Consider the following 25108-nt stretch of genomic DNA (forward strand, 5'->3'; position numbering starts at 1 on the left):
AGCTTTTTTTCATGCGCCGAGTCGTACTGCTTACCCTGTTGCTGTGTAGTGGCCTGGCCCGCGCCGAGCTGCCCGAGACCGACTGGCTGGAGCTGATGCCCAAGTCGGACCAGAAGGCGCTGGAGCAGATGCCCGAGATCGACCACAACTCCCCCGAGGCGATGGGTACCTTTACCGAGAAGGGTGGCCTGAAGCAGAGCAAGGGCCTGCCGGCGGTGATGTATTCGAGCAAGACGGTGGCTGCCATGAACGGCAGGCAGATCCGTCTGGGCGGGTACCCGGTGCCGCTGGAAACCGACGCCAAGGGCAACAGCACGCTGTTCTTCCTCGTACCCTATCCGGGCGCCTGCATCCATGTACCGCCACCGCCGCCCAACCAGCTGGTGCTGGTGCGTTATCCCCATGGCCTGAAGCTGGACGATATCTACACGCCGCTGTGGGTCAGCGGCACGCTGAAGGTGGAGAAGGTCAGCAATGACCTGGCCGATGCGGCGTATGCGCTGGATGCGGGGAAGGTGAGGGTGGTGGAGGACTCCGACCTGTAACCGCGTCGTCTGCATCGCGGGTCAAGCCCGCTCCCACAGGTACAGTGCTGCCCTCATGATCAGTGCAATGCCCGGTGGGAGCGGGCTTGACCCGCTATAGCGGTCTAGAGCGGTTCGCTGCCGATACTGACACTCAGCGAATGGGTCGCCCCGGGCGCAAGTTCCACCACGTCATCCCACACGTTCGCCGTCTCGATGCACAGCATCCGCTGCCAGCCGTCATCGGCCATGTCCGTGAGCTGCGCGGCGCGGTCCACCCATGGGTTCCAGATCACCGCCGAACGCGAACCCTGGGTACGCAGGGTGATACGCCGGTTCCAGCCCGGGTCGACGATGCTCAGACGCTCAGGTGCCTGCAGGTAGATGCGGTCGGTTTCCCCGGCAAACCCCAGGTCGCCCTGCTGGGTGCGTTGCTCCCAGTCTGCCAGCGTCTCGATGTAGGCCAGCCCGTCCACGCCGTCAACCCGCGCGCCACGCACATCGCTGACTGCAAAGTAGCTGTGCAGCGCCTGGCTGAGGGTGACGCTGCCACTGCCCAGGTTGTGGCTGTCGAGGGTCAGCGCCAGTTCTTCGCCGAGCACGATGCTCAGTTTCAGTTCTACCGTGTGCGGCCAGCCGGGTAGCTCTCCCAACGCTTGGGGGAGCGTGAAGTCTACGCGTACCGAATCCGCACTGCTGTCGATACCCAGCAACTGCCAGTCACGCCCGCGCACCAGCCCGTGGGCCGGGGCCTCGGCGCCGTGGAACATGGCCTGTACGGCCGCTGGGTTGCGTTGCAGGTTGCCGAACCAGGGCCAGCACACCGGGGCACCGGCGCGCACCGATTTGCCCTGCCTGAAGATCGCCTGATCGCTGAGCCACAGCAGCGGCGGCTCGCCCACGCGCTGGTAACTGAGCACCTGTGCGCCCTGCTGGGCAATCAGCAGCTCGGCGCGAGGCGTGGTGATACGCCAGCAGGCAAGCTCGCCATGCTGTTCGACTTCTACCTTGGATGTGGACATGCGTTGCTCTCGAAGGGTGGCCTACGAGGTCTTGGACCTCGCGCAGACCCTCGAGTTTAGCGCGCCCCAGGCTCAGCGACGAGGCGGCACCGAGCGGGTGCGGCCGCTGCCGTCGATGGCGACGAACACGAACACTGCCTCGGTGACCTTGCGCCATTCACTGCTCAGCGGGTCGTCGCTCCACACCTCGACCATCATCTGGATCGAGCTGCGGCCGATTTCCAGGGTCTGGGTATAGAAGGACAGTTGCGCGCCCACCGCCACCGGCACCAGAAAGGCCATGCGGTCGATCGCCACGGTGGCGACGCGCCCACCTGCGACTCGGCTGGCCATGGCCGTGCCGGCCAGGTCCATCTGGGCGACCAGCCAGCCGCCGAAGATATCGCCGAAACCGTTGGTTTCACGGGGCAATGCGGTGATCTGCAAGGCCAGGTCGCCTTGCGGAATAGGATCTTCTTGTTCGAGTTCAATCATGCCGGGGTGCCTCTGACCCGTAACGCTTCGTTGGTTTGCGCTGGTGCGGACGCCGCGAAAAACGATTCAGCACGAACATACTACGCTGCTTCGCTCTGCCGTGCGGCGAAGGGAAACTCTGCGAAACCGACTAAGCATACCTAGCGGCGTTTTCGCACAACATCCCACACAAGGCGTAACCGTTTGATACGAGCGGCCAGTATATAGAGCCGCGCGTGGGGCGACGACCATGCGGTCATGATTATCTGCCCCGATTATGTCGATCCATGTGCTTTTTCGAACAATTTGCTATCGTTCGACCTCCTGACAGGCCGGGGCCAGCGCTGCCGCGGCCTGATTTGCCAATAAGAGACGCTTCGATGACCTCCGTGCCCCCCTCCATAGAGCAGCCCTCGCGGCCGCTCACCCGCAGTGACTACAAGACCCTGTCGCTCTCCGCCCTGGGCGGGGCGCTGGAGTTCTACGACTTCATCATCTTCGTGTTCTTCGCCGCGGTGGTGGGCAAGCTGTTCTTTCCGGTCGACATGCCCGAGTGGCTGCGCCTGATGCAGACCTTCGGCATCTTCGCTGCCGGCTACCTGGCGCGCCCGCTGGGCGGCATCGTGATGGCCCACTTCGGCGACCTGCTGGGGCGCAAGAAGATGTTCACCCTGAGCATCTTCATGATGGCCGTGCCGACACTGATCATGGGCCTGCTGCCCACCTACGCGCAGATCGGCATGTGGGCACCGATCCTGTTGCTGCTGATGCGCGTGATCCAGGGCGCCGCCATTGGCGGTGAAGTGCCGGGTGCCTGGGTGTTCGTGTCCGAACACGTGCCGGCGCGCAACATCGGCTACGCCTGCGGCACGCTGACGGCGGGCCTCACCTCGGGCATCCTGCTCGGCTCGCTGGTCGCGACCCTGATCAACACCGTGTACACCCCCGAGCAACTGAGCGACTACGCCTGGCGGATCCCGTTCCTGCTCGGCGGCGTGTTCGGCCTGTTTTCGGTGTACCTGCGCCGCTGGCTGCACGAAACCCCGGTGTTCGCCGAGATGCAGCAGCGCAAGGCATTGGCCGAGGAAGTGCCGCTGCGCGCGGTGCTGCGTGACCACCGTGGCGCCATCGTACTGTCGATGCTGCTGACCTGGCTGCTGTCGGCCGGCATCATCGTGGTCATCCTGATGACCCCGACCGTGTTGCAGACCCTCTACGGCATCAGCGCCACCGAGGCCCTCAAGGCCAACAGCCTGGCCATCGTGCTGCTGAGCATCGGCTGCATCGTGGCCGGGCGCCTGGCCGACCGCTTCGGCGCCGGGCGCGTGTTCATCGTCGGCAGCCTGGCGCTGCTGGCCAGCTCCTGGAGCTTCTACCACAACCTGGCGGCGCACCCTGAGTGGCTGTACCCGATGTACGCCGTTACCGGGCTGTGCGTGGGCATCGTCGGTGCGGTGCCTTACGTGATGGTGCGCGCCTTCCCGCCGGTGGTGCGTTTCAGCGGCCTGTCGTTTTCCTACAACCTGGCCTACGCGATCTTCGGTGGCCTGACCCCGATCATGGTCACCTCGCTGATGAAGTTCAGCCCGCTCGGCCCGGCCTACTATGTCGCCGGCATCTGCACCCTGGGCCTGCTGGTAGGCATCTACCTGCTGCTCACCAAGCGCTGAAACCCCGCCCCGCGTCCGCTATAAGGGCCATCCCTCGAACGAGGTGATGGCCTTTCATCTAATTGTCACATTCAGTTCATAGAGTAGTCATACGGCCTGCAGATACTTGGGCCCGATCCATCTACCCCCAATTCCTGCTAGGAGTAAGGCATGAAACTGAAGCGTTTGATGGCGGCCCTGACCTTTGCCGCCGCTGGCGTTGCGACTGCCAACGCAGTTGCCGCTGTTGATCCTGCTATTCCGACCTACGTCAAAACCACCGGCGTATCGGGCAACCTCTCCAGCGTCGGTTCCGATACCCTGGCCAACCTGATGACCCTGTGGGCCGAGGCCTACAAGAAGGAATACCCGAACGTAAACATCCAGATCCAGGCCGCCGGCTCCTCCACCGCGCCACCCGCGCTGACCGAAGGCACCGCCAACCTGGGCCCGATGAGCCGCAAGATGAAAGACGTCGAGCTGCAGGCGTTCGAACAGAAGTACGGCTACAAGCCGACCGCCATCCCGGTCGCCGTCGACGCCCTGGCCGTGTTCGTGCACAAGGACAACCCGATCAAGGGCCTGACCATGGCTCAGGTCGACGCCATCTTCTCCTCCACCCGCCTGTGCGGTGCCAAGGCCGACGTGAAAACCTGGGGCGACCTGGGCGTGACCGGCGACCTGGCCAACAAGCCGGTCCAGCTGTTCGGTCGCAACTCGGTATCCGGCACCTATGGCTACTTCAAGGAAGAAGCCCTGTGCAAAGGCGACTTCAAGCCTAACGTCAACGAACAACCTGGCTCGGCGTCCGTCGTGCAGTCGATCAGCAGCTCGCTGAACGGTATCGGTTACTCGGGCATCGGCTACAAGACCGCCAGCGTGAAAACCGTGGCCCTGGCCAAGAAGGAAGGCGGCGCGTTCGTCGAAGACAACGAAGCCAACGCCCTGAACGGTACCTACCCGCTGTCGCGTTTCCTCTACGTCTACGTCAACAAGGCCCCGAACAAGCCTCTGGCCCCGCTGGAAGCCGAGTTCGTCAAGCTGGTGCTGTCGCAGGCCGGTCAACAGGTCGTGGTGAAAGACGGTTACATCCCGCTGCCCGCCAAAGTGGCCGAGAAAGCGCTGGCCGACCTGGGCCTGAACCACGCCGCCAAAGGCGTCGCTGCAAACTGAGTGTGAACGGGCGCGCCCTGCATCTGTGCGGGCCGCGCTGCAAATTGCGAGTCCGCTGCCAGGCATGCCTGAGCGGCGGGCTTTTTTGCGTCACTGCATTGTCATGTTTTTGTCATACGGGACCGCTAGGGTGAGCGCATGAATGATCTGGCCAACTCCACCATGACCCAAAATTCTCCCCCCGTGCGGATTGATTTCAATACGCCCGAGCTGCAACGCAAGCGTCGCCTGCGTGCATTCAAGGACCGCCTGACCCGCTGGTATGTACTGGTGGGCGGGCTCGCCGTGCTGGCGGCGATCACCTTGATCTTCTTCTACCTGGCCTACGTGGTGGTGCCGCTGTTTCAAGGCGCCGAACTGACCACCAAGAAGGCCATGACCCCGGCCTGGCTGACCCAGGACGCCGGCAAGCCGCTGATGATCGCGCTCGAAGAGCAGAACCTGGTCGGCATGCGCGTCTCGGACAAGGGGCAGGCGCTGTTCTTCGACACCAAGACCGGTGCCGAGCTCAAGCGTGTCGACCTGCCGGTACCGGCCGGCACCCAGGTGACCTCGATCGGCGCCGACCAGCCGGGCAACCCGCTGGTGGTGCTGGGCCTGTCCAACGGCCAGGCACTGGTGTTCAGCCACAGCTACAAGATCACCTACCCGGACAACCACAAGACCATCACCCCGGCCATCGACTACCCCTATGGCCAGCAACCGTTCGCCCTCGGCGATTCGGGCCGTGCGCTGGAGCACGTGAGCCTGAACGTCAATGGCGACACCCTGGTGGTGGCCGGCTCCAGCGGTGCGCAGTTGCAGGTACTGCAACTGAGCCGCGAAGAAAACATGATGACCGGCGAAGTCACCAGCGAGCAGAACCACATCGAACTGCCGCAGATGACCGAGGCGGTCAAGGCGATCTTCATCGACCCGCGCCAGCAGTGGTTGTACGTGATCAACGGGCGGGCCCAGGCCGATGTGTTCAGCCTGCGCGACAAGAGCCTCAACGGTCGTTACAAGCTGCTCGACGACGCCGATGCCGAAGTCACCGCCAGCGCCCAGCTGGTGGGCGGCATCTCGCTGATCATCGGTGACTCCAAGGGTGGCCTGGCTCAGTGGTTCATGGCCCGCGACCCGGACGGCGAGCAGCGCTTCAAGCAGATTCGTACCTTCCAGATGGGCAAGGCGCCGATCGTGCAGATCGATGCCGAAGAGCGCCGCAAGGGCTTCGTGGCACTGGATGCCAGCGGCAAGCTCGGCGTGTTCCACAGCACCGCGCACCGCACCCTGCTGGTGGAGCCGATGGCCGAAGGCGCCGGCGTGCTGGCACTGTCGCCACGGGCCAACCGCCTGTTCGTCGAAGAGGGCGGCAAGCTGATCCCGGCCAGCCTGCGCAACCCGCACCCGGAAGTGTCCTGGAGCGCGCTGTGGAGCAAGGTCTGGTACGAGAACTACGACGAGCCCAAGTACGTCTGGCAGTCCACCGCGTCGAACACCGACTTCGAGCCCAAGCTGAGCCTGTCGCCACTGACCTTCGGTACGCTCAAGGCCGCGTTCTACGCGATGATCCTGGCCGCACCGCTGGCGATTGCCGCAGCGATCTACACCGCCTACTTCATGGCCCCGGGCATGCGCCGCAAGGTCAAGCCGGTGATCGAGCTGATGGAGGCGATGCCCACGGTGATCCTCGGCTTCTTCGCCGGGCTGTTCCTGGCGCCTTACCTGGAAGGGCATCTGCCCGGTGTGTTCAGCCTGTTCGTGGTGATGCCGTTCGGCATCCTGCTGGCCGGCTTCATCTGGAGCCGCCTGCCGGAGTCGATCCGCCTGCGTGTGCCGGATGGCTGGGAAGCGGCGATCCTGATCCCAGTGATCCTGTTCACCGGCTGGGGCGCGCTGACCCTGAGCCCGTTCCTCGAAACTTGGTTCTTCGGCGGCGACATGCGCCTGTGGATCACCAATGACCTGGGCATCACCTACGACCAGCGCAACGCCCTGGTGGTCGGTATCGCCATGGGCTTTGCGGTCATCCCGAACATCTACTCGATTGCCGAGGACGCCGTGTTCAGCGTGCCGCGCAGCCTGACCCTGGGCTCGCTGGCACTCGGCGCCACGCCGTGGCAGACCCTGACCCGCGTGGTCATCCTGACCGCCAGCCCGGGCATCTTCTCGGCGCTGATGATCGGCATGGGCCGCGCAGTGGGTGAAACCATGATCGTGCTGATGGCCACGGGCAACACCCCGGTCATGGAAATGAACCTGTTCGAAGGTATGCGCACCCTGGCGGCCAACGTCGCGGTGGAGATGCCCGAATCGGAAGTCGGTGGCAGCCACTACCGCGTGCTGTTCCTCGCCGCGCTGGTGCTGCTGATGTTCACCTTCGTGATGAACACCTTGGCCGAGCTGATTCGCCAGCGTCTGCGCAAGAAATACTCGTCGCTTTGATAGAAAGGTAGAGATCCGTGAAAAAGGATTCCCTCAAGAGCTGGTTCAAGAGCGGCGCCCCCGGCGTCTGGATAAGCGGTGGCGCGGTGTCCATCGCGGTGATCATGACCATCGGTCTGCTCTCCGTGATCGCCGTGCGCGGCCTGGCGCACTTCTGGCCGGCCGACCTGATCCAGGCCAGCTACAACGTGCCGGGCCAGGCCAACCACATCGTCATCGGCGAAGTGGTGCAGAAGGAAGAGGTGCCGCTGGCACGCCTCAAGGGGGCCGGCCTGCCGGTACCCGACAACGGCCCGGAGTTCATGACCCGTGAGCTGATCAAGGTCGGCAACCGTGACCTCAACGGCAGTGACTTCACCTGGGTGGTCGGCGACTGGCTGGTGGACCAGCAGAAGCCGGTCGACCTGATCGCCCTGGAGCGCCGCGAGTGGGGCAACTTCTACGGCTACCTGGTCAGCGTCAAGGAAAACGGCAAGGTGGTTGCCGAAGGGCAGGCCGCCTGGAACGAGCTGCAGGCACGCCTCAAGCGTGCTGCCGGCCTGGCCGGCGAGCTGCAGAAGCTCGAGAAGAAGGACATCGGTGCGATCAACCATGGCCTTGAGCGCCTGCGTCTGCAAGCCCGCAAGCTGGAACTGCAAGGCAAGCTGACCCCTGTAGCGCAGGCCGACATGGATGCCGAGCGCGCCGAGCTGAACAACCGCTACAAGGCCATCGAGGACCGCCTGGGCAAGCTGCACCAGGACTTCAGCCGCGACAGCCTGGTGGCCCGTGACGGCAATGGCCGCGAAGTCGAGATCAACCTCGACAAGGTGGTGCACGCCTACCAGCCCAACGCCATGAACAACTTCACCAAGCTGGGCACCTACTTCGCCAAGGTGTGGGAGTTCCTCAGCGACGACCCGCGTGAAGCCAACACCGAGGGCGGGATCTTCCCGGCGATCTTCGGCACCGTGATGATGACCCTGATCATGGCCGTGATCGTCACCCCGTTCGGCGTGCTGGCGGCGGTGTACCTGCGTGAATATGCCCGCCAGGGTCCGGTGACCCGGCTGATCCGCATCGCGGTGAACAACCTGGCCGGCGTGCCGGCGATCGTCTACGGCGTGTTCGGCCTGGGCTTCTTCGTGTACGTGCTGGGCGGCTCGCTCGACCACCTGTTCTTCCCCGAAGCACTGCCGGCGCCGACCCTGGGTACCCCGGGCCTGCTGTGGGCCTCGCTGACCCTGGCGCTGCTGGCGGTGCCGGTGGTGATCGTGGCCACCGAAGAAGGCCTGGCGCGGATCCCGCGGACCGTGCGCGAGGGCTCGCTGGCCCTGGGTGCGACCAAGGCCGAGACGCTGTGGAAGATCGTGCTGCCGATGGCCAGCCCGGCGATGATGACCGGCATGATCCTGGCCGTGGCCCGTGCCGCGGGCGAGGTGGCGCCGCTGATGCTGGTGGGTGTGGTGAAACTGGCGCCGTCGCTGCCGGTGGACGGCAACTACCCGTACCTGCACCTGGACCAGAAGATCATGCACCTGGGCTTCCACATCTACGACGTCGGCTTCCAGAGCCCCAACGTCGAGGCCGCGCGGCCGCTGGTGTACGCCACGGCGCTGCTGCTGGTGATGGTGATCGCCACGCTCAACCTCTCGGCGGTATGGATACGCAACCACCTGCGCGAGAAGTACAAGGCGCTGGACAGCTGATACCCCTTATTGCAAGCGCCGCCCGTGTGTTGTGCCGGGCGGTACGATGAAACGAAATTGATAGCGTATGGAGTCTTACCATGCAGCATGAATCCCACACCCACGGCATCGACATGTCCGCCCTGGGTCGCACCAAGCAGAGCCTGCAGCTGGCCGACGAGACCGTGGCCATCGAAGTGCCGGGCCTGAGCCTGTTCTACGGCGAGAAGCAGGCGCTGTTCGATGTCAGCCTGAACATTCCCAAGCAGCGCGTGACCGCCTTCATCGGCCCCTCGGGCTGCGGCAAGTCGACCCTGCTGCGCACCTTCAACCGCATGAACGACCTGGTCGACGGCTGCCGGGTGGAAGGCGCGATCAACCTCGACGGCAACAACATCTACCGCAAGGGCGAGGACGTGGCCGAGCTGCGCCGCCGCGTGGGCATGGTGTTCCAGAAGCCCAACCCGTTCCCCAAGACCATCTACGAAAACGTGGTGTACGGCCTGCGCATCCAGGGCATCAACAAGAAGCGTGTACTGGATGAAGCCGTGGAGTGGGCACTCAAGGGTGCCGCACTGTGGGAGGAGGTCAAGGACCGCCTGCACGACTCGGCCCTGGGCCTGTCCGGCGGCCAGCAGCAGCGCCTGGTGATCGCCCGTACCATCGCGGTGGAGCCTGAGGTGCTGCTGCTCGACGAACCGTGCTCGGCGCTGGACCCGATTTCCACGCTCAAGGTCGAAGAGCTGATCTACGAACTCAAGTCCAAGTACACCATCGTCATCGTGACCCACAACATGCAGCAGGCCGCGCGGGTTTCGGACTACACCGCGTTCATGTACATGGGCAAGCTGGTGGAATACGGTGACACCGACACCCTGTTCACCAACCCGGCGAAGAAGCAGACCGAAGACTACATCACCGGTCGGTATGGCTAGGATTCAACGATTGAACGCCGCCTGACAGCACTTACCGGACGCGCCAAGGATTTCTCATGATCGACAAAGACAGCCTTACCCATCACATCTCCCAGCAGTTCAACGCCGAACTTGAAGAGGTTCGCAGCCATCTTCTGGCAATGGGCGGCCTGGTCGAGAAACAGGTCAACGACGCCGTCACCGCGCTGATCGAGGCCGATTCGGGCCTGGCCCAGCAGGTGCGCGAAGTCGATGAGCAGATCAACCAGATGGAACGCAACATCGACGAGGAGTGCGTGCGCATCCTGGCCCGGCGCCAGCCGGCGGCGTCGGACCTGCGCCTGATCATCAGCATCTCCAAGTCGGTGATCGACCTGGAGCGCATCGGCGACGAATCGACCAAGATCGCCCGCCGCGCCATCCAGTTGTGCGAAGAAGGCGAGTCGCCGCGCGGCTACGTGGAGGTGCGTCACATCGGCGACCAGGTACGCAACATGGTGCGCGACGCGCTCGACGCCTTTGCCCGCTTCGATGCCGAGCTGGCGCTGTCGGTGGCGCAGTACGACAAGACCATCGACCGCGAGTACAAGACCGCCCTGCGCGAGCTGGTGACCTACATGATGGAAGACCCGCGCTCGATCTCGCGGGTACTGAGCGTGATCTGGGCGCTGCGTTCGCTGGAGCGCATCGGCGACCACGCGCGCAACATCGCCGAGCTGGTGATCTACCTGGTGCGCGGTACCGACGTGCGTCACCTGGGCCTGAAGCGAATGAAGGAAGAAGTCGAGGGCAACGGCAACGGCGAAAAAGCTAATGTTCCGGGCAAACCTGACGATAAATAGGACTGCCCCGAGAATGAACGCCCGGCCTTGGCCGGGCGTTTTCGTTTGCGGCAGCGCAACAGCACGCACCCGCGAATGATTTGACGGAGCCCCGGCATGAGCGAAGTCTTGGCAAATGGCCATCAGTCAACGTTATGCTAGCCGGGTCTTGAAGGAGTGGCGATGAGTAAAGTCAGTGTTCTGGTCGTGGATGACGCGCCGTTTATCCGTGACCTGGTGAAAAAGTGTCTGCGCAATTACTTCCCCGGCATGGTTATCGAGGACGCGGTCAACGGTCGCAAAGCCCAGGTGCTGCTGGAGCGCGAGCGTTTCGACCTGGTGCTGTGCGACTGGGAGATGCCCGAGATGTCGGGCCTGGAGCTGCTGACCTGGTGCCGCCAGCACGAAGCGCTCAAGGCCATGCCGTTCATCATGGTGACCAGCCGTGGCGACAAGGAAAACGTGGTGCAGGCGATCCAGGCCGGTGTGTCGGACTTTGTCGGCAAGCCGTTCACCAACGAGCAGTTGCTGACCAAGGTGAAGAAGGCGCTGACCAAGCTGGGCAAGCTCGATACCCTGATGGCCAGTGCGCCCACCCGCGCCACCTCCGCGTTTGCCAATGATTCGCTGTCGGCCCTGACCGGCGGCAAGGCCGAGACCGTGCGCCCGGCCGCCCCTGCAGCCGCGGCCCCGGTGGCGACGGCCAAGCCACTGATCAATGCGCCGCAACCGGGCGCGGCCAAGGCGGCGGCGCCGGCGGGCCGCGGACAGGGCCAGCTGCGCCTGTCCAGCGGCAACCAGGCCTGCGTGATCAAGGCTCTGAGCCTGAAGGAAGCCCTGTTGGTGGTACGCCGTGGCGAAGTGCTGCCGCAGATCCTGGAAGGCGCGGTGCTGGACCTGGAGCAGGGCGACAATGCCGAGATCGCGCGGCTCAACGGGTACCTGCATGCGGTGGTGGCGGTGGAATCCAAGCCGGACAGCGACTGGCTGCAGCTGACCTTCCGCTTTGTCGATCAGGATGCGCAGAAGCTCGACTACCTGTCGCGGCTGATTGCCCGCGGTACGGCGCTCAAGCACTTCGTGCCGGGGGCCTGACAGGCCCTTTGCTGCTCGCAGCCTCTTCGCCGGCAAGGCCGGCTCCTACAGCCGTAGGAGCCGGCCTTGCCGGCGAAGGACACACCACTGATCGCCTGCCATACCCCGCATCACTCCCCGCAACACGCCCTCCATATTCCCCTGCTAGGCTTGCTCACAGCTAACCTGTCAGATGGCCACTACCGATGCCGCCACACCTGCTGCTGTTCTGCGCCCTGTTGCTGGCTGCCGGCCCGAGCTGGGCCATGACCATCTACAAGAACACCGACGCCGACGGCGTGGTGTCCTATTCCGATCGCCCCAGCCCCGGCGCTCGCGCACTGGTGTTCCGTGATCGCATGGTCGAGCAGCTGGGCCAGCAGGTGCAGTTGCAGGTCAGCAAGTACGCCGACGGCGTGCGTTTCAGTGCCCGCAACGAGCTGCACGCCCCGGTCGAAGTGGAACTGCGCCTGGAGCGCCTGGGCAACGTGCAGAACCTGGCGCCGCGCATCGTCCGGCGGGTGGTACCGGCCCGTTCCACGCTGCTGCTCACTGCCCTCGGTGCGCGCAAGCCCGGTACCCCGGTCAGCTACCGCGAGCAGTTCAACTACACGTTGGGCAACCCCGCCCAGCGCACCCAGGCCTATCGCTACCCGTTCCCCTGGCGCGGCGGCCCGTTCCGCCTCTCCCAGGGCCCCAATGGCACCTACAGCCACTTCGGCCCCAAGGGCCGCTATGCCATGGACATCGCCATGCCCGAAGGCACGCCGATCATCGCGGCGCGGGCAGGGGTGGTGATAAAGACGGAAAACACCCAGAGCGGGCGCGGTACCAACCCGGCAGGCAATTTCGTGCGGATTCTGCATGCCGACGGCACCATGGGCGTGTACCTGCACCTGATGCGCGGGTCGGTGGTGGTCAGCGAAGGCCAGCGGGTGGCCTATGGCACGCCGCTGGCAAGGTCCGGCAACACCGGCAACAGCAGCGGGCCGCACCTGCATTTCGTGGTGCAGCGCAACGTGGGGCTGGCGCTGGAGTCGATCCCGTACCAGTTCAACCAGCCCATCGGCGGGCTGCCGAGCTTTACCGCCGGCAACCCGTAAGGCGCGTCAATCGAGCTTGAGCACCTTGGCCAGCACGATCTTGGGCCCTTTCATCTTCTTGATGATGATGCGCAGGCCGTCGACCTCCAGCACCTCTTCTTCTTCCGGTACGCGCTTGAGCGTCTCGTAGACCAGGCCAGCAAGGGTTTCGGCCTCGATATGGTCCAGGTCCACGCCCAGCAGGCGCTCGACCTTGAACAGCGGGGTGTCGCCGCGCACCAGCAGCTTGCCGGGCTGGTAGGCGAGGATACCGCGCTCGGTCTTGCGGTGTTCGTCCTGGATGTCGCCCACCAGCACTTCGAGCACGTCTTCCATGGTCAGGTAGCCGATCACCTTGCCATCGGCCTCTTCGACCAGGGCAAAGTGCGCGCCGCCCTTGCGGAACTGCTCCAGCAGCTGCGACAGCGGCATGTGCCGCGATACGCGTTCCAGCGGGCGGGTCAGCTCGGCCAGGTTGAACGACTCGGGCAGGTGGTCCAGCGCGGCCAGTTCCAGCAGCAGGTCCTTGATGTGCAGCAGGCCGACGAATTCGCCGCTTTCGGCGTCGAGCACCGGGTAGCGGCTGAACTTGTGCCGGCGGAACATCGCGAGGATCTCCTTGAGCGGCGCATGGGCGTCGAGGCTGACCATGTCTTCACGGGAATTGGCCCAGTCGACCACCTCCAGTTCGCCCATCTCCACCGCCGAGGCCAGTACGCGCATGCCCTGGTCGCTGGGGTCCTGACCCCGGCTGGAGTGCAGGATCAGCTTGAGTTCCTCGCGGCTGTAATGGTGCTCGTGGTGCGGGCCGGGCTCGCCCTGGCCGGCGATGCGCAGGATGGCGTTGGCACTGGCGTTGAGCAGGTAGATGGCCGGGTACATCATCCAGTAGAACAGGTACAGCGGCACCGCCGTCCACAGCGACAGCAGTTCGGGCTTGCGAATGGCCCAGGACTTGGGCGCCAGCTCGCCGACCACGATGTGCAGGTAGGAAATCACGAAGAAGGCGCTGAAGAACGATACGCCCTTGATGACTTCGGGCGATTGCACGCCCACCGCCGCCAGCAGCGGCTCGAGCAGGTGCGCGAAGGCCGGCTCGCCGACCCAGCCCAGGCCAAGCGAGGCCAGTGTGATGCCCAGCTGGCAGGCCGACAGGTAGGCGTCCAGCTGGCTGTGTACGGTACGCAGGATATGCCCGCGCCAGCCGTTCTTGCCGGCAATCGCCTCGACCCGGGTCGAGCGCAGCTTGACCATGGCGAACTCGGCCGCAACGAAGAATCCGTTGAGCAGAACCAGCAGCAGAGCAAAAAGAATCATGCCGAAATCGGCGAACAGTGAAGCGAGGGTGATACCAGGGGAAGGGTCCATGATGGAGTTTTACGGGGTCCGTCTTCTGAAATAAGGGAGTGTGGCAATGCCAGCAGGTACTGGCGCGAGTCAGCCAATGTAGCGGCTGACTGCGCAAATTTAAAGGGCGGTCGCTCAGGAAACGGTGCGGGTTGCCACCTGAACGGGGGCGAAATGGCAGGTAAAGGTACTGCCGTGGCCCGGTACGCTGCTGATCTCCAGCCGGCCGCGGTGGCGCAGCAGTACGTGCTTGACGATCGCCAGGCCAAGGCCGGTGCCGCCGGTGGTGGAGTTGCGGCTGGAGTCGACGCGGTAGAAACGCTCGGTCAGGCGTGGCAGGTGCTTGGGGTCGATGCCGATGCCCGAGTCCTGCACGCTCAGGTGCGCGCCCTGGGCGTCGGCCCACCAGCGGATGCGGATCTGGCCTTCATCCTGGGTGTACTTGACGGCGTTGAACACAAGGTTGGAGAACGCGCTGCGCAGTTCCGCCTCGCTGCCCTTGAGGCGCACGCCCGGCTCGGCGTCCAGGGTGATGCGCTGGTTGCGCTGGCCGGACAGGGCCTGGGCATCGCCCTTGATCGACTGCAGCAGGCTGTCGATGGCCACCGGCTGATTGTCGGAGGGGTAGTCGGTGGCCTCCAGCTTGGCCAGCAGCAACAGGTCGTTGAGCAGCGTCTGCATGCGCACGCCTTGCTGCTGCATCTGGGTCAGGGCCCGCACCCAGCGCGGGTTCACCTCCTCGACGTTGTCGAGCAGGGTCTCCAGGTACCCGGCAATCACCGTCAGTGGCGTGCGCAGCTCGTGGGAGACGTTGGCGACGAAGTCCTTGCGCATCTGTTCGAGCTGGTGGATGCGGGTCACGTCGCGCACCAGCATCAGGTGTTCGTTGTTGCCGTAGCGGGTGATGTGCAGCTGGATGCGCAGGCGGTCGCTGATGGGCGAGGGGATTTCCAGCGGCTCGAGGTAGTTCTCCTGTTCGAAGTACTCCTTGAAGCGCGGGTGGCGGACCAGGTTGGTGACCGGCTGGCCGCTGTCCTGTGGGGTCTTGAGCCCCAGCAGGGTCTCGGCGGCGCGGTTCCACCACTCCAGGTTGCCGTCGCTGTCGAGCATGATCACCGCATCCTTGAGGGCGGCGGTGGACTCCTGCACGCGGTCGATAACTGCCTGCAGGCGCCCGCGCACGCGTTGGTCGCGGCGTTGCAGGTGGTAGATGCTGTCGAACACCTCGCCCCACAGGCCATAGCCGTCGGGCGGGGCCTCGTCGGGTTTGTGCTGGCGCAGCCAGTCGTGCAGGCGCAGCAGTTGCTTGAGGGTCCAGCCCAGATACACGCCAAGGCCCAGGGCCAGGCTCCAGCCGTAATGGCCGCTGATCAGCCCTGCCAGCAGGCAGACGGTGGTCAGCAGCAGCATGTGGCGAATCAGGGTGCCATGCCAGTTTTGGTTCACGGTGGGTCCTTAGGACCCGCTGCAAGCTGCAAGCGGCAAGCTGCAAGATTGAAGCGGATCTGCGTTTGCTTTTGCTCTTACTTGAGGCTTGTAGCTTGCCGTGTTCTCAACTCTTGGTTGAGAACCGGTATCCCGTGCCGCGCACGGTTTGTACCAGATTTTCGTAGGCTTCACCCAGCGCCTTGCGCAGACGGCGGATATGCACGTCGACGGTGCGCTCCTCCACGTACACATTGCCGCCCCATACCTGGTCGAGCAGCTGGCCACGGGTGTAGGCGCGCTCCTGGTGGGTCATGAAGAACTGCAGCAGGCGGTATTCGGTAGGGCCCATCTCGGCAGGCTTGCCGTCGATGGTCACGCGGTGGCTGATCGGGTCGAGCAGCAGGCCGCCGACCTCGATCGGGGCCTCGCCATCACTGGGGCCGGCACGGCGCAGCACGGCCTTGAGGCGGGCCACCAGTTCGCGCGGGGAGAACGGCTTGGTGATGTAGTCGTCGGCGCCGACTTCCAGGCCCTGGATCTTGTTGTCTTCCTCACCCTTGGCGGTGAGCATGATGATCGGGATGTCGCCGGTCAGCTCATCGCGCTTGAGGCGCCGCGCCAGTTCGATGCCCGAAGTGCCCGGCAGCATCCAGTCGAGCAGGATCAGGTCGGGCTTGCGGTCGACGATGATGGCATGGGCCTGCTGCGAGTTTTCCGCCTCCAGGCAGTCGTAGCCGGCCATTTCCAATGCAACGGCGATCATCTCGCGAATCGGCGCCTCGTCGTCAACGATCAGAATGTTCCTGCCAACCATGCTCAAACCTCTTCCCATTAAGGTGTCTTGGCCCGCATTAGATAACGGAATTATTGCAGTCGTGTGACAGGTCGTGTGGCCTGGCGGCAACATTCCTTGGCTGAGCTAGGCTTTAGCTCCCACCCATCACCAAAAACGGTGAATCCAATGACACGACATACGCTGAACTGGATGGCTCTCTTTGCTGTTGCAGCACTGGCCCTGCCGGGGGTGGCAGCGGCCGCGCCGGGGATGGAGAAGAACGGCGTGCTGGTCGATTCTGCCGGCATGACGCTGTACACCTTCGACAAGGATGCCGGCGGCAAATCCATGTGCAATGACGACTGCGCCAAGAACTGGCCGCCCCTCAAGGCCATGGCGGGCGACGCCGCCGAGGGCAAGTGGACGCAGATCAAGCGCGAAGACGGCTCGATGCAGTGGGCCTACGATGGCAAGCCGCTGTACACCTTCGTCAAGGACAAGAAGGGCGGTGACATGACCGGCGACGGCATGAAGGACGTCTGGCACGCCGCCAAGCCATGAGGCCGGCCTTGCGCGGCCGCCCCCGGGGGCGGCTAGCGCAGGGCGTAGTCCAGTACCACGCCGATGAACACCAGCAGCCCGGCCCAGTGGTTGTGCAGGAAGGCCTTGAAGCAGGCGTCGCGATCCAGGCTGCGGGTCGACCAGTATTCCCAGGCGAAGCACAGCGCCGCGCCTACCAGCCCCAGGTGGAACCAGCCACCCAGCTCGAAGCGGTTGCCGGCCATCAGCAGGCAGCCCAGCGACAGCAGCTGCAAGGTCAGGATGATGGCGCGATCGGCTTCGCCGAACAGGATCGCGGTGGACTTGACCCCGATCTTCAGGTCGTCGTCGCGGTCGACCATCGCGTAGTAGGTGTCGTAGCCCACGGTCCACAGCAGGTTGGCGATGTACAGCAGCCAGGCGATGGCCGGCAGCTCGCCGGTGGCGGCGGTGAAGGCCATGGGGATGCCCCAGGAATAGGCCGCGCCCAGCACCACCTGCGGGTAATAGGTGTAGCGCTTCATGAACGGGTAGCAGGCTGCCAGCGCCACGGCGCCGAACGACAGCCATACCGTCTGCGCATTGGTGCACAGCACCAGCACGAAACTCAGCCCCACCAGGGTCGCGAACAGGACCAGCGCCTCGCGCCCGCTGATGCGCCCGGCCGCCAGCGGGCGTTCGGCGGTGCGCTTGACGTGACCGTCGACCTTGCGGTCGGCAAAATCGTTGATCGCGCAGCCCGCGGCGCGCATCAGCACCACGCCGAACAGGAAGATCAGCACGTTGGCCACGGTGGGCGTGCCCTTGGCCGCGATCCATACCGCCGTGAGGGTGGGCCACAGCAGCAGGTAGATGCCGATCGGCTTGTCCATGCGGCTGAGCTGGATGAAGTCCCAGGCCCGGGGGTGCAGGCGATTGAGCGACTTGAGCAGGCTCAGGTACATCAGCGGTCCTCCAGGCGGGTGTCGGTGGCCTGCCACAGGGCGGGCAGGAAGATCTCGGCCACCAGGATGCTCAGTTCACCCTGGTCGAACCGCGAACGGCGTGCCCACAGGCCGTCATGGCGCTGCTCGCGGGGCAACCAGGCGGCAGGGTAGTGGCACACCTCGATGGCCTGGCGGGTAAACCCGGGGCTGCAGAACAGCAACTCGCCCAGCGAACGGCTGCCCAGCGCTTCCATGTCCAGGCCGCCCTGCTGCAGGGCGCTGCGCGCGGCCACACTGCGTGCGTACACCCACGGCTGGCCATGCCCGCGCAGGTACACCTCGCGCACCCAGCCTTCGCTGCCCGGGGCCAGGCCGAGGCTGGTGCACTCGTCGGCGCGCAGCGGCTGCCAGCCCTCGTACAGGGGGGTCACGCTGAAGTGATCGGCGGATAATCGGGTCAGGCGGCGGGTCAACGAGCCCTGGTCGAACAGCCAGTCGGCGGTAAGGGGGTCGGCGCTTGCGGCCAGCGGCGTTTGCTGCTGCAGCCAGTGTGGCGCGGGCACTTGCGAGGTTTCGTACGGCACGGTAGGTATGCGGTTACAAGCCAGTGAGGCGCCGAGCTTAGCATGTTTGCCGGTTGCGCTTGCATCGCGCCACCAGCCTCAGTACAAAGCCCCCTGACGATCCATGCAGCGCCAAGACTGTAATGATCACAACCGATGTGCGTCTGGATTACTGGAGGGAGAGCGATCATGAAGAAGTGGCAATGCGTGGTATGCGGGCTTATCTACAACGAGGCCGATGGCTGGCCGGATGACGGCATTGCGCCGGGCACCTTGTGGCAGGACGTGCCGGAAGACTGGCTGTGCCCGGACTGCGGCGTGGGCAAGATGGATTTCGAGATGATCGAAATCAACTGATCATTTTTTATACAGGGAAGGGATGAAGGCATGAGCGATCCGGTGGTGATTGTCGGTACGGGGCTGGCGGGCTACAACCTCGCCCGCGAATTTCGCAAGCTCGACGGCGAGACGCCGTTGCTGCTGATCAGCGCCGATGATGGTCGCTCGTATTCCAAGCCGATGCTGTCCACCGGCTTTGCCAAGGACAAGGACGCCGACGGCCTGAGCATGGCCGAGCCGGGGGCCATGGCCGAGCAGCTCAAGGCCCAGGTGCGTACCCATACGCGCATCAGCGGCATCGACCCGGGCCACAAGCGCCTGTGGATCGGCGAGGAGCAGGTGCCGTACCGCGACCTGGTGCTGGCGCTGGGCGCGCAGACCATTCAGGTGCCGGTGCAGGGCGACGCAGCCGATGCGATCTTCCCGATCAACGACCTCGAAGACTACGCGCGCTTTCGCGCCGCGGCGGCCGGCAAGCGCCGGGTACTGATTCTGGGCGCCGGGCTGATCGGCTGCGAGTTCGCCAACGACATGCACCTGGGTGGCTTCGAGATCGACATCGTCGCCCCCTGCGAGCAGGTCATGCCGACCCTGCTGCACCCGGCCGCCGCGGCTGCGGTGCAGGCTGGGCTGCAAGGGCTTGGTGTGCGCTTTCACCTGGGCCCGGTGCTGACCCGCCTGGAACGTTCGGCCGATGCCCTGCAAGCGCATCTGTCCGATGGCAGTGTGATCGTCTGCGACCTGGTGGTATCGGCCATCGGCCTGCGCCCCCGCATCGACCTGGCTGCCGCCGCTGGCCTGCAGGTCAATCGCGGGGTGGTGGTCGACCGCCACCTGCGCACCTCGCACGCCAATATCCATGCCCTGGGCGACTGTGCCGAGGTCGACGGCATCAACCTGCTGTACGTGATGCCGCTGATGGCCTGCGCGCGCGCGCTGGCGCAGACCCTGGCGGGCAATCCGACGGTGGTCAGCTACGGGCCTATGCCCATCACGGTGAAGACCCCGGTATGCCCGCTGGTCGTTTCACCGCCGCCACGCGCCCGCGAAGGCCAGTGGCAGGTCGAAGGGCAGGGCAGCGACATCAAGGTGCTCTGCCGGGATGCCGATGGCCAACTGCTGGGCTATGTATTGACCGGTACGGCAGTGATGGAAAAGCTGGCGCTGAACCGTCAACTTCCGCCGTTGCTGGCATAAATAGCTGTCGTTCTGTCGGATATACCCTGCCATTGCCTGAACAATGGCCGCCCAGAGACTGGCGCGGCCACTGGCGGCGTGCCATTCTCACACCCGTCTGCCGCAGTTTAGAGCCTGCGGTGCCTTAGGCGCTGCCTGCAAGGCAGCACGGCATAACAACAAAAAATCCGTCAGAGGGGCTTCACCATGCGTAAACCAGAACTCGCCGCAGCCATTGCCGAGAAAGCCGACCTTACCAAGGAGCAGGCCAACCGCGTGCTCAATGCCGTACTGGAAGAAATCACCAACGCGCTGCACAAGAAAGACAGCGTCACCCTGGTAGGCTTCGGCACGTTCCTGCAGCGCCACCGTGGCGCGCGCACCGGCAAGAACCCTCAGACGGGCGAGCCGGTGAAGATCAAGGCCAGCAACACCGTGGCGTTCAAGCCAGGCAAGTTCCTCAAGGACAGCGTCAATCCGTAAGGCCGTGGGCTACTGATTGCATTGAAGAGCGGGCACCCCTACAAGGTGCCCGTTCTTGTTTGTGTGGCGGCTCTTCGCCGGCAATGCCGGCGCCTGCAGGAGATAACCGCCGTCTGCAGGAGCCGGCGTTGCCGGCGAGGAACCCACCGTGCAGTGCGCTATTGCCGTGCCCCGTGCTTGTGACTAGCATACGCCGCCGCCCACACCCGCGCGGCGGTGTTCCAGGGAGGGAGCGGCATGGGCAACTCATCATTCATCGAATCGTTCGGCTCATGCCTGTGAGCTGTGCGCCCCCCTATCGCTTCTACGTCTGGTTACCCTGGGTATGCCTGGTTTCGCTGCTGTGCCTGGATGTCTACCAGTACGGCCTGCGCGTGACCGGTTTCGAGCCGTTCCTGCAAATCTACCTGCTGGGCTTCGGCCTGCTTGGCTACCCCCTGTTCGCGCTGTGGGCCAGCCGCCGCCTGCACCTGGCGCCTCGGCACCTGTGGTGGGCGCCGTTGTGGTGCGTCCCTTTCTACGCACTGCCCTGGGTGCTGTATGGCCTGGTCTACCTGCTCACCGGCCGTATCGCCGGGTTGGGCCTGATGCTGATGTGGGTGGCCTTTGTGCCCTACCTGCTGGGCGCCGGCTATTTTTTCGTCACCCTGACCGCGCTGCTGCTGGCGGCGCAAAGGCGCCTGTGCAATGGACCTTGAGCTGAAGAATTACCTGGCAGGTCTCGCCGACAGCAACCTGTTCGGCAGCCTGGCCATCCTGTGCCTGTTCGCCTTGCTGCTGAACCTCGGCGAGCGCCAGCGCAACACGCGCTGGGTTAGGCTGCTGACGTTTGGCTGCCTGTTGGCGGTGGTGCTGCTGCACGGTGTGGGCACCTACTGCATGAATACCCAGGTACCGTGATGAAGGCAGTAATCGGAGTGGTATTGGTGGCCGTGCTGGCGCTGGGGGTGGGCACGCCGCTGTTCGGCAACCTGCTGATGCTGCTGATGGACCGCGACAACTTCATCCCCGCCGAATCGTCGCTGCTGAGTTTCGAGCCGTATCAGGTGTCCCAGGGCTCATCGAACTATTGGCTGTACGGCGAGGACGACCGTTACTACTACCACTTCACGCATGAGCCCGCTCACCCCTATCGCTATATCGCCAAGGACAATCACTGCCCGGCGTTCGACCGTGACGATGTGCGCAGCTGGTGCAATGCGCTGCAAGGAACGCCGCCCAAATGAAGCGACAACTGCTGATCAATGTCGCCCTGCATGCACTGGCCATCGTGCTCTACGGGGTGCTCAACGATATTGCCGTGGACTGGTACAAGGGCCACTACGGCGGCTTTACCGCCCGTGGCGTGTCCTCCGGCAGCATTGTGTTCCTGGTGATGTGGGTGTTCGTGCCGCTCAATGTGGTGCTGCCCCTGTTGACCAACTGGAAGCTCAAGTACTGGCTGGTGGCCGCGCAAATCGTGTTGATCCTCTGGTGGCTGTTGCCTGAGCACCCGGTGCGGGCGTACTTCTTCAGTTGCCTGGCGGGCGGCCTCAGCCTGTCGGCGGTGCTGATCTCGCATTGGCTGAGGCGTAAATGAGCAGCCCGACCGTAAAGCAGCAACTGTGGCGCTGGCTGGTGGTGCTGGGCGTGCTGGCGTGGGTGGGCTATCAGATTCACGCGCTGATCGAGGCACCCGGACAGACCTCGTTCGTCAGCGAGTCGGGGCGCTACCGTTTCCAGAACGTGCCGGCGCGCAGTTGGCTGATACCTTTCGGCGGCATGGGCTACATGCGCGTGACCGATCGCGAGCGCCCGGGTGAGGTCTGGCGCACGCCGCTGTACGACCTGCAGTCGCTGGACATGCGCGACTTCGAGGATGAAGCCGAAGTGGGCATCTACTGGATCAATTTCAACAAGCGCGACCGCCATTTCGACATCGCCATGCCGCAATGGGAGCCGCACTGGCTCAACAGCTTCATCGCCAATACCGACTACACCGTGGCCGAAGAACAGGCCCGCTGCCGCAAGCCCGAGCACCTGGTGCGCTACATCTGGGACCTGTGGCTGTGGCTGGTGTGGGTCAGCGACTACCCCTGCACGCAAACCGAGTACTACATCAACCCGCCCCCGGTGTATCAGCCATGAAGTCGAGTATCCCGATGCTGCTGGCCGGCCTGCTGGCAAGTGCGCTGGCGCAGGCCGCGCCGGTTTGCCCCAGCCGCGACTTCGCGATGTTTTTCAAGGCGTTTGCCGAGGATGCGCAGCTGCAGGCCGACTTTACCGCCCATACCCTGGTCGAGCAGCGCCTCCAGGCCGGGCCCGAGGGGCCGCAACCGGTGGTACGCAAGCTCGAGCCGGCCCTGCGTCCTGATCTTTCGCAGCTGTCGTCGGAGCGGGTGGCGGCCAACGGGCTGATCCGTGAAATCGCGCTGCCCGACCGGGTTTACCTGCGCGACCAGCGCGGCGAGGTGTTGCAGGCATTCATCTTCGAGCAGGCCGACTGCTGGGCGCTGGCGCGGGTCGAGGACTGGTCGCCGAGCGACGCGCTCAAGAGCGTGAAAACCCGCGATGATGCCGCCCCCGGCGTGCGTGCGCTGCTGCGCGGCGATGCCTACGAGCAACTGGGCCAGGGTGAAATCAAGCCCATCGACAAGCAGCTGTTCATCGCTGCGCTCAACAGCTATCTCGATGCCGTGGACCAGGGCTCTGCCTACGCTGCCTACAGCGCTGCGGCAATCAGCCTGTCGGGCATGGCGCCGCGCCTGAGCAACCAGCGCCTGGAGCAGTTGCTGCGCCTGTCGTCGGCCACTGTGCCTGAAGGGGCACTGATGCTGGCGAGCTTCTATTGCGACGAGGGCCAGTACCGCCCCGACGACAACACCTGCAAACACCCGCAGAAGGCCCTCGACGCCTTGCGTCAGTCCGCCGCGATGGGCTCGGGCAATGCCTTCAACGAGCTGGGCAGCGTGTATGCGCGCGGTGAAATCGTGCCCGCCCAACCGGCACGCTCGCTGGCCTGCTACACCGAGGCGGTGGCGCACGGCGCAGACTGGGCGGACTTCAATGCCCAGGAGATGATCAAACGCGGCGCCCGCGCCGACAAGGACCAGCCATGCCTGTAGCCCACAACTGGCGCGAATGCCTGCAAGACCCGGCGCTGAGCCCGCCCGCGCCCTGGGTCAGTTTTCCCGAGCTCGACCCGCAGGGGCTGGGCAGCCTGCAGGGCGATTTCGAACACTACTGGCATTACTGCTGGTGGCCGTTCTGGTTGCGCCTGGGCAAGGCCCGCCAGCAGGCCTACCTGCTGCGCCACAACGCACCGCGTGGCTGGGCAGAGTATCTGGCGCACATCGACAACCAGCCTCCGTCGCCCGGGCTGGCGCCACTGCCCGAACACTGGCGTGGCGACAGCCCGGTCACCCACCGCCAGTTGCTGCGCTGGGTGCTGCCGATAGTGGTGCACCTGTTTGCGGTGGTGGCCTACGTGGCGCTAAACGGCACGCTGGTGAGCTGGTACAAGCAGTACGCCGGCGGGCTGACGTCGCGCGGGGTAGCCGTTGGCATAGCGATGTACATGGTGTTCTGGTTCTTCGTCGGCATGAACCTGCTGATCGCCCTGCTGCCACGAGTGTGGGGCAAGGTACAGGCCACGGTGTTCATGGTGGCGATCATCGGCTTCTACCTGTGGCCCGAGCATCCGCTGCGGGCGCTGTTCTACAGCACGCTGTCTGCCAGTGTGACCCTGGTGGCCATCGGCGCTAATGCGCAGCTGCACCGTCACTTTCTCAACCTCATCTTCAAGGGTTCGAAATGAAGCGTACCCCTCACGCCGTTGCCTTGGCGTTGTCACTGTCACTGGCAGGCACTGCCCATGCCGCAGTACCTGCCGAAAAAACCATCGAGGGCGCAGGCGGGGCGAAGCTTTCGTTCTCCAAATGGAGCGCCGAGGAGAACGGCTGGCATGCGGTGCAGTGGCAAGGCGCCAATGGCAAGAGCTTCACCTTGTACCCGCACGAGTTTGCGCGGGATGCGATCGATGGCGACGCTTCGGCAGTGTCGCCTGACGGGCGCTTCGTGATGCTCTACCGCCTGCGCCAGTCGGGGCGGCAGTTCACGCCCCCCACGCTGCGCTGCGACATGGTGGCGATGGACACCGGTTGTGTGATGGCCACGCGGCTGGCCCAGTACTGCGTGGGCCGTTGGCAGAACGGCGCCTGGCAGCCGGAGAACAAGCTGCCCTGGGCTACCAAGCTGGAAACCATCAAGCCGGCCAAGGTCGCAGGCCTGCTGCACAGCAGCGAGAACCGCGAGATACCCGCGCGTCACGCCGTACTGGCCGAAGAGGTGTACATGGGCCTGGATTCCTACATGGCCTGCCATGCGCCCCAGGACAACGTGCCCGGCTACAACGACATGGGCTACCTGATCGGCGACGACTGGAACCCCAACCTGATGCTGCGCATCTATCGCGCCATCGAGCCCTTTGCCCAGGGGCGTCGGGCGCTGCAGCTGAACATTGCCGATATTCTCTGGGGCTACGGCAACTCGCGCGAAGCCGGCCCTTACTACGCGCGCTATCGCCAGCAGATGCTGGAGGCCGGCGCGGCGCAGAAGATTCCGTCACGGGTGCAACTGCGCCTGGATGCGGTACCGGCTGCCGACCCCAACCGGTAGGCCGCACACCCTGACATACAGTCGCCTTCAACAAAGCGAAGTCGGCTGTAGCCTTTGGTCGCAAAAAAG

At 64.5% G+C, this 25108-nt stretch carries 28 protein-coding genes; 21 read left to right on the forward strand and 7 right to left on the reverse strand.

What is annotated here, in order from left to right:
* Positions 1–11 precede the first annotated feature (11 nt).
* A complete protein-coding gene (locus tag JZZ72_RS03280) occupies positions 12–545 on the forward strand; it encodes a DUF3299 domain-containing protein (protein WP_043861581.1) in 534 nt (177 codons plus the stop codon).
* A gap of 104 nt (positions 546–649) precedes the next feature.
* Here JZZ72_RS03280 and JZZ72_RS03285 read toward each other — a convergent pair whose 3' ends face one another.
* Both JZZ72_RS03285 and JZZ72_RS03290 read right to left on the reverse strand, forming a co-directional pair.
* On the reverse strand, positions 650–1546 hold the full coding sequence (locus JZZ72_RS03285) for a D-hexose-6-phosphate mutarotase (RefSeq protein WP_210014034.1): 897 nt from the start codon (positions 1544–1546) through the stop codon (positions 650–652).
* Positions 1547–1618: 72 nt separating this feature from the next.
* A complete protein-coding gene (locus JZZ72_RS03290) occupies positions 1619–2020 on the reverse strand; it encodes an acyl-CoA thioesterase (protein ID WP_009402429.1) in 402 nt (133 codons plus the stop codon).
* A 359-nt stretch (positions 2021–2379) separates the two neighbouring features.
* On the opposite strand from JZZ72_RS03290, the gene JZZ72_RS03295 reads away from it, so the two are divergent.
* From JZZ72_RS03295 to JZZ72_RS03330, 8 genes are all read left to right on the forward strand, one after another.
* Entirely contained in the window at positions 2380–3669 is a 1290-nt protein-coding gene (locus JZZ72_RS03295; protein ID WP_043861540.1) for an MFS transporter, read from the forward strand.
* Positions 3670–3819: 150 nt separating this feature from the next.
* The gene (locus JZZ72_RS03300; protein WP_043861541.1) at positions 3820–4821 is read left to right on the forward strand and encodes a phosphate ABC transporter substrate-binding protein PstS; all 1002 of its coding nucleotides are present in this window, start codon (positions 3820–3822) and stop codon (positions 4819–4821) included.
* Between the two features lie 138 nt (positions 4822–4959).
* Positions 4960–7248 (forward strand): ABC transporter permease subunit, encoded by a 2289-nt coding sequence (locus JZZ72_RS03305; RefSeq protein WP_043861542.1) that lies wholly within the window; start codon positions 4960–4962, stop codon positions 7246–7248.
* Positions 7249–7265: 17 nt separating this feature from the next.
* The gene (pstA, locus tag JZZ72_RS03310) at positions 7266–8936 is read left to right on the forward strand and encodes a phosphate ABC transporter permease PstA (protein WP_043861543.1); all 1671 of its coding nucleotides are present in this window, start codon (positions 7266–7268) and stop codon (positions 8934–8936) included.
* A gap of 80 nt (positions 8937–9016) precedes the next feature.
* Positions 9017–9850: a phosphate ABC transporter ATP-binding protein PstB gene (gene pstB / locus JZZ72_RS03315; protein ID WP_043861544.1), complete on the forward strand. Its 834-nt coding sequence runs from the start codon at positions 9017–9019 to the stop codon at positions 9848–9850.
* A gap of 56 nt (positions 9851–9906) precedes the next feature.
* Complete coding sequence (gene phoU / locus JZZ72_RS03320; protein ID WP_043861545.1) at positions 9907–10671, forward strand: phosphate signaling complex protein PhoU; 765 nt, start codon at positions 9907–9909, stop codon at positions 10669–10671.
* 162 nt (positions 10672–10833) lie between these two features.
* Positions 10834–11745, forward strand: a complete 912-nt coding sequence (locus JZZ72_RS03325; protein ID WP_210014035.1) for a response regulator — start codon at positions 10834–10836, stop codon at positions 11743–11745.
* Between the two features lie 185 nt (positions 11746–11930).
* Positions 11931–12827 (forward strand): peptidoglycan DD-metalloendopeptidase family protein, encoded by an 897-nt coding sequence (locus JZZ72_RS03330; RefSeq protein WP_054916463.1) that lies wholly within the window; start codon positions 11931–11933, stop codon positions 12825–12827.
* 6 nt (positions 12828–12833) lie between these two features.
* On the opposite strand, the gene JZZ72_RS03335 is transcribed toward JZZ72_RS03330, so the two are convergent.
* The 3 genes from JZZ72_RS03335 to phoB all read right to left on the reverse strand — a co-directional run bounded on the left by JZZ72_RS03335 (position 12834) and on the right by phoB (position 16395).
* Entirely contained in the window at positions 12834–14174 is a 1341-nt protein-coding gene (locus tag JZZ72_RS03335; protein ID WP_043861548.1) for a hemolysin family protein, read from the reverse strand.
* Positions 14175–14288: 114 nt separating this feature from the next.
* On the reverse strand, positions 14289–15563 hold the full coding sequence (phoR, locus tag JZZ72_RS03340; RefSeq protein ID WP_213085772.1) for a phosphate regulon sensor histidine kinase PhoR: 1275 nt from the start codon (positions 15561–15563) through the stop codon (positions 14289–14291).
* Between the two features lie 142 nt (positions 15564–15705).
* Positions 15706–16395, reverse strand: coding sequence for a phosphate regulon transcriptional regulator PhoB (gene phoB / locus JZZ72_RS03345; RefSeq protein WP_028942483.1), 690 nt, complete (start codon positions 16393–16395; stop codon positions 15706–15708).
* A gap of 147 nt (positions 16396–16542) precedes the next feature.
* On the opposite strand from phoB, the gene JZZ72_RS03350 reads away from it, so the two are divergent.
* Positions 16543–16917 (forward strand): COG4315 family predicted lipoprotein, encoded by a 375-nt coding sequence (locus JZZ72_RS03350; protein ID WP_043861550.1) that lies wholly within the window; start codon positions 16543–16545, stop codon positions 16915–16917.
* A 32-nt stretch (positions 16918–16949) separates the two neighbouring features.
* Here JZZ72_RS03350 and ubiA read toward each other — a convergent pair whose 3' ends face one another.
* Both ubiA and JZZ72_RS03360 read right to left on the reverse strand, forming a co-directional pair.
* Complete coding sequence (gene ubiA / locus JZZ72_RS03355; protein WP_054916464.1) at positions 16950–17840, reverse strand: 4-hydroxybenzoate octaprenyltransferase; 891 nt, start codon at positions 17838–17840, stop codon at positions 16950–16952.
* On the reverse strand, positions 17840–18406 hold the full coding sequence (locus JZZ72_RS03360) for a chorismate--pyruvate lyase family protein (RefSeq protein ID WP_210014036.1): 567 nt from the start codon (positions 18404–18406) through the stop codon (positions 17840–17842). Before JZZ72_RS03360 ends, ubiA begins: the two co-directional genes overlap by 1 nt.
* Positions 18407–18574: 168 nt before the next feature.
* Here JZZ72_RS03360 and JZZ72_RS03365 point away from each other — a divergent pair, with 168 nt between their 5' ends.
* The 11 genes from JZZ72_RS03365 (at position 18575) to JZZ72_RS03415 (ending at position 25039) form a co-directional block, all read left to right on the forward strand.
* A complete protein-coding gene (locus JZZ72_RS03365; protein WP_007954349.1) occupies positions 18575–18742 on the forward strand; it encodes a rubredoxin in 168 nt (55 codons plus the stop codon).
* A gap of 30 nt (positions 18743–18772) precedes the next feature.
* Positions 18773–19921 (forward strand): NAD(P)/FAD-dependent oxidoreductase, encoded by a 1149-nt coding sequence (locus JZZ72_RS03370; RefSeq protein ID WP_054916465.1) that lies wholly within the window; start codon positions 18773–18775, stop codon positions 19919–19921.
* A gap of 186 nt (positions 19922–20107) precedes the next feature.
* Positions 20108–20383, forward strand: coding sequence for an HU family DNA-binding protein (locus JZZ72_RS03375; RefSeq protein WP_008366879.1), 276 nt, complete (start codon positions 20108–20110; stop codon positions 20381–20383).
* Positions 20384–20655: 272 nt separating this feature from the next.
* Positions 20656–21081 carry a hypothetical protein gene (locus JZZ72_RS03380; RefSeq protein WP_078481443.1) on the forward strand — a complete coding sequence of 142 codons (426 nt, stop codon included), beginning with the start codon at positions 20656–20658 and terminating at the stop codon, positions 21079–21081.
* Positions 21071–21283, forward strand: a complete 213-nt coding sequence (locus JZZ72_RS03385; RefSeq protein WP_043861554.1) for a hypothetical protein — start codon at positions 21071–21073, stop codon at positions 21281–21283. Before JZZ72_RS03380 ends, JZZ72_RS03385 begins: the two co-directional genes overlap by 11 nt.
* On the forward strand, positions 21283–21609 hold the full coding sequence (locus JZZ72_RS03390; RefSeq protein WP_088513975.1) for a hypothetical protein: 327 nt from the start codon (positions 21283–21285) through the stop codon (positions 21607–21609). The genes JZZ72_RS03385 and JZZ72_RS03390 overlap by 1 nt, the downstream gene beginning before the upstream one ends.
* Positions 21606–21962, forward strand: a complete 357-nt coding sequence (locus JZZ72_RS03395) for a hypothetical protein (RefSeq protein WP_043861556.1) — start codon at positions 21606–21608, stop codon at positions 21960–21962. Before JZZ72_RS03390 ends, JZZ72_RS03395 begins: the two co-directional genes overlap by 4 nt.
* Positions 21959–22510 carry a hypothetical protein gene (locus JZZ72_RS03400; protein WP_078481447.1) on the forward strand — a complete coding sequence of 184 codons (552 nt, stop codon included), beginning with the start codon at positions 21959–21961 and terminating at the stop codon, positions 22508–22510. Before JZZ72_RS03395 ends, JZZ72_RS03400 begins: the two co-directional genes overlap by 4 nt.
* Entirely contained in the window at positions 22507–23487 is a 981-nt protein-coding gene (locus tag JZZ72_RS03405) for an SEL1-like repeat protein (protein WP_147303848.1), read from the forward strand. Before JZZ72_RS03400 ends, JZZ72_RS03405 begins: the two co-directional genes overlap by 4 nt.
* Positions 23478–24179, forward strand: coding sequence for a hypothetical protein (locus JZZ72_RS27725; RefSeq protein WP_236066220.1), 702 nt, complete (start codon positions 23478–23480; stop codon positions 24177–24179). The genes JZZ72_RS03405 and JZZ72_RS27725 overlap by 10 nt, the downstream gene beginning before the upstream one ends.
* Entirely contained in the window at positions 24176–25039 is an 864-nt protein-coding gene (locus JZZ72_RS03415; protein WP_196932051.1) for a hypothetical protein, read from the forward strand. The genes JZZ72_RS27725 and JZZ72_RS03415 overlap by 4 nt, the downstream gene beginning before the upstream one ends.
* Positions 25040–25108 lie beyond the last annotated feature (69 nt).

The organism is Pseudomonas palmensis, assembly GCF_017848315.1.
Lineage (GTDB): Bacteria > Pseudomonadota > Gammaproteobacteria > Pseudomonadales > Pseudomonadaceae > Aquipseudomonas > Aquipseudomonas palmensis.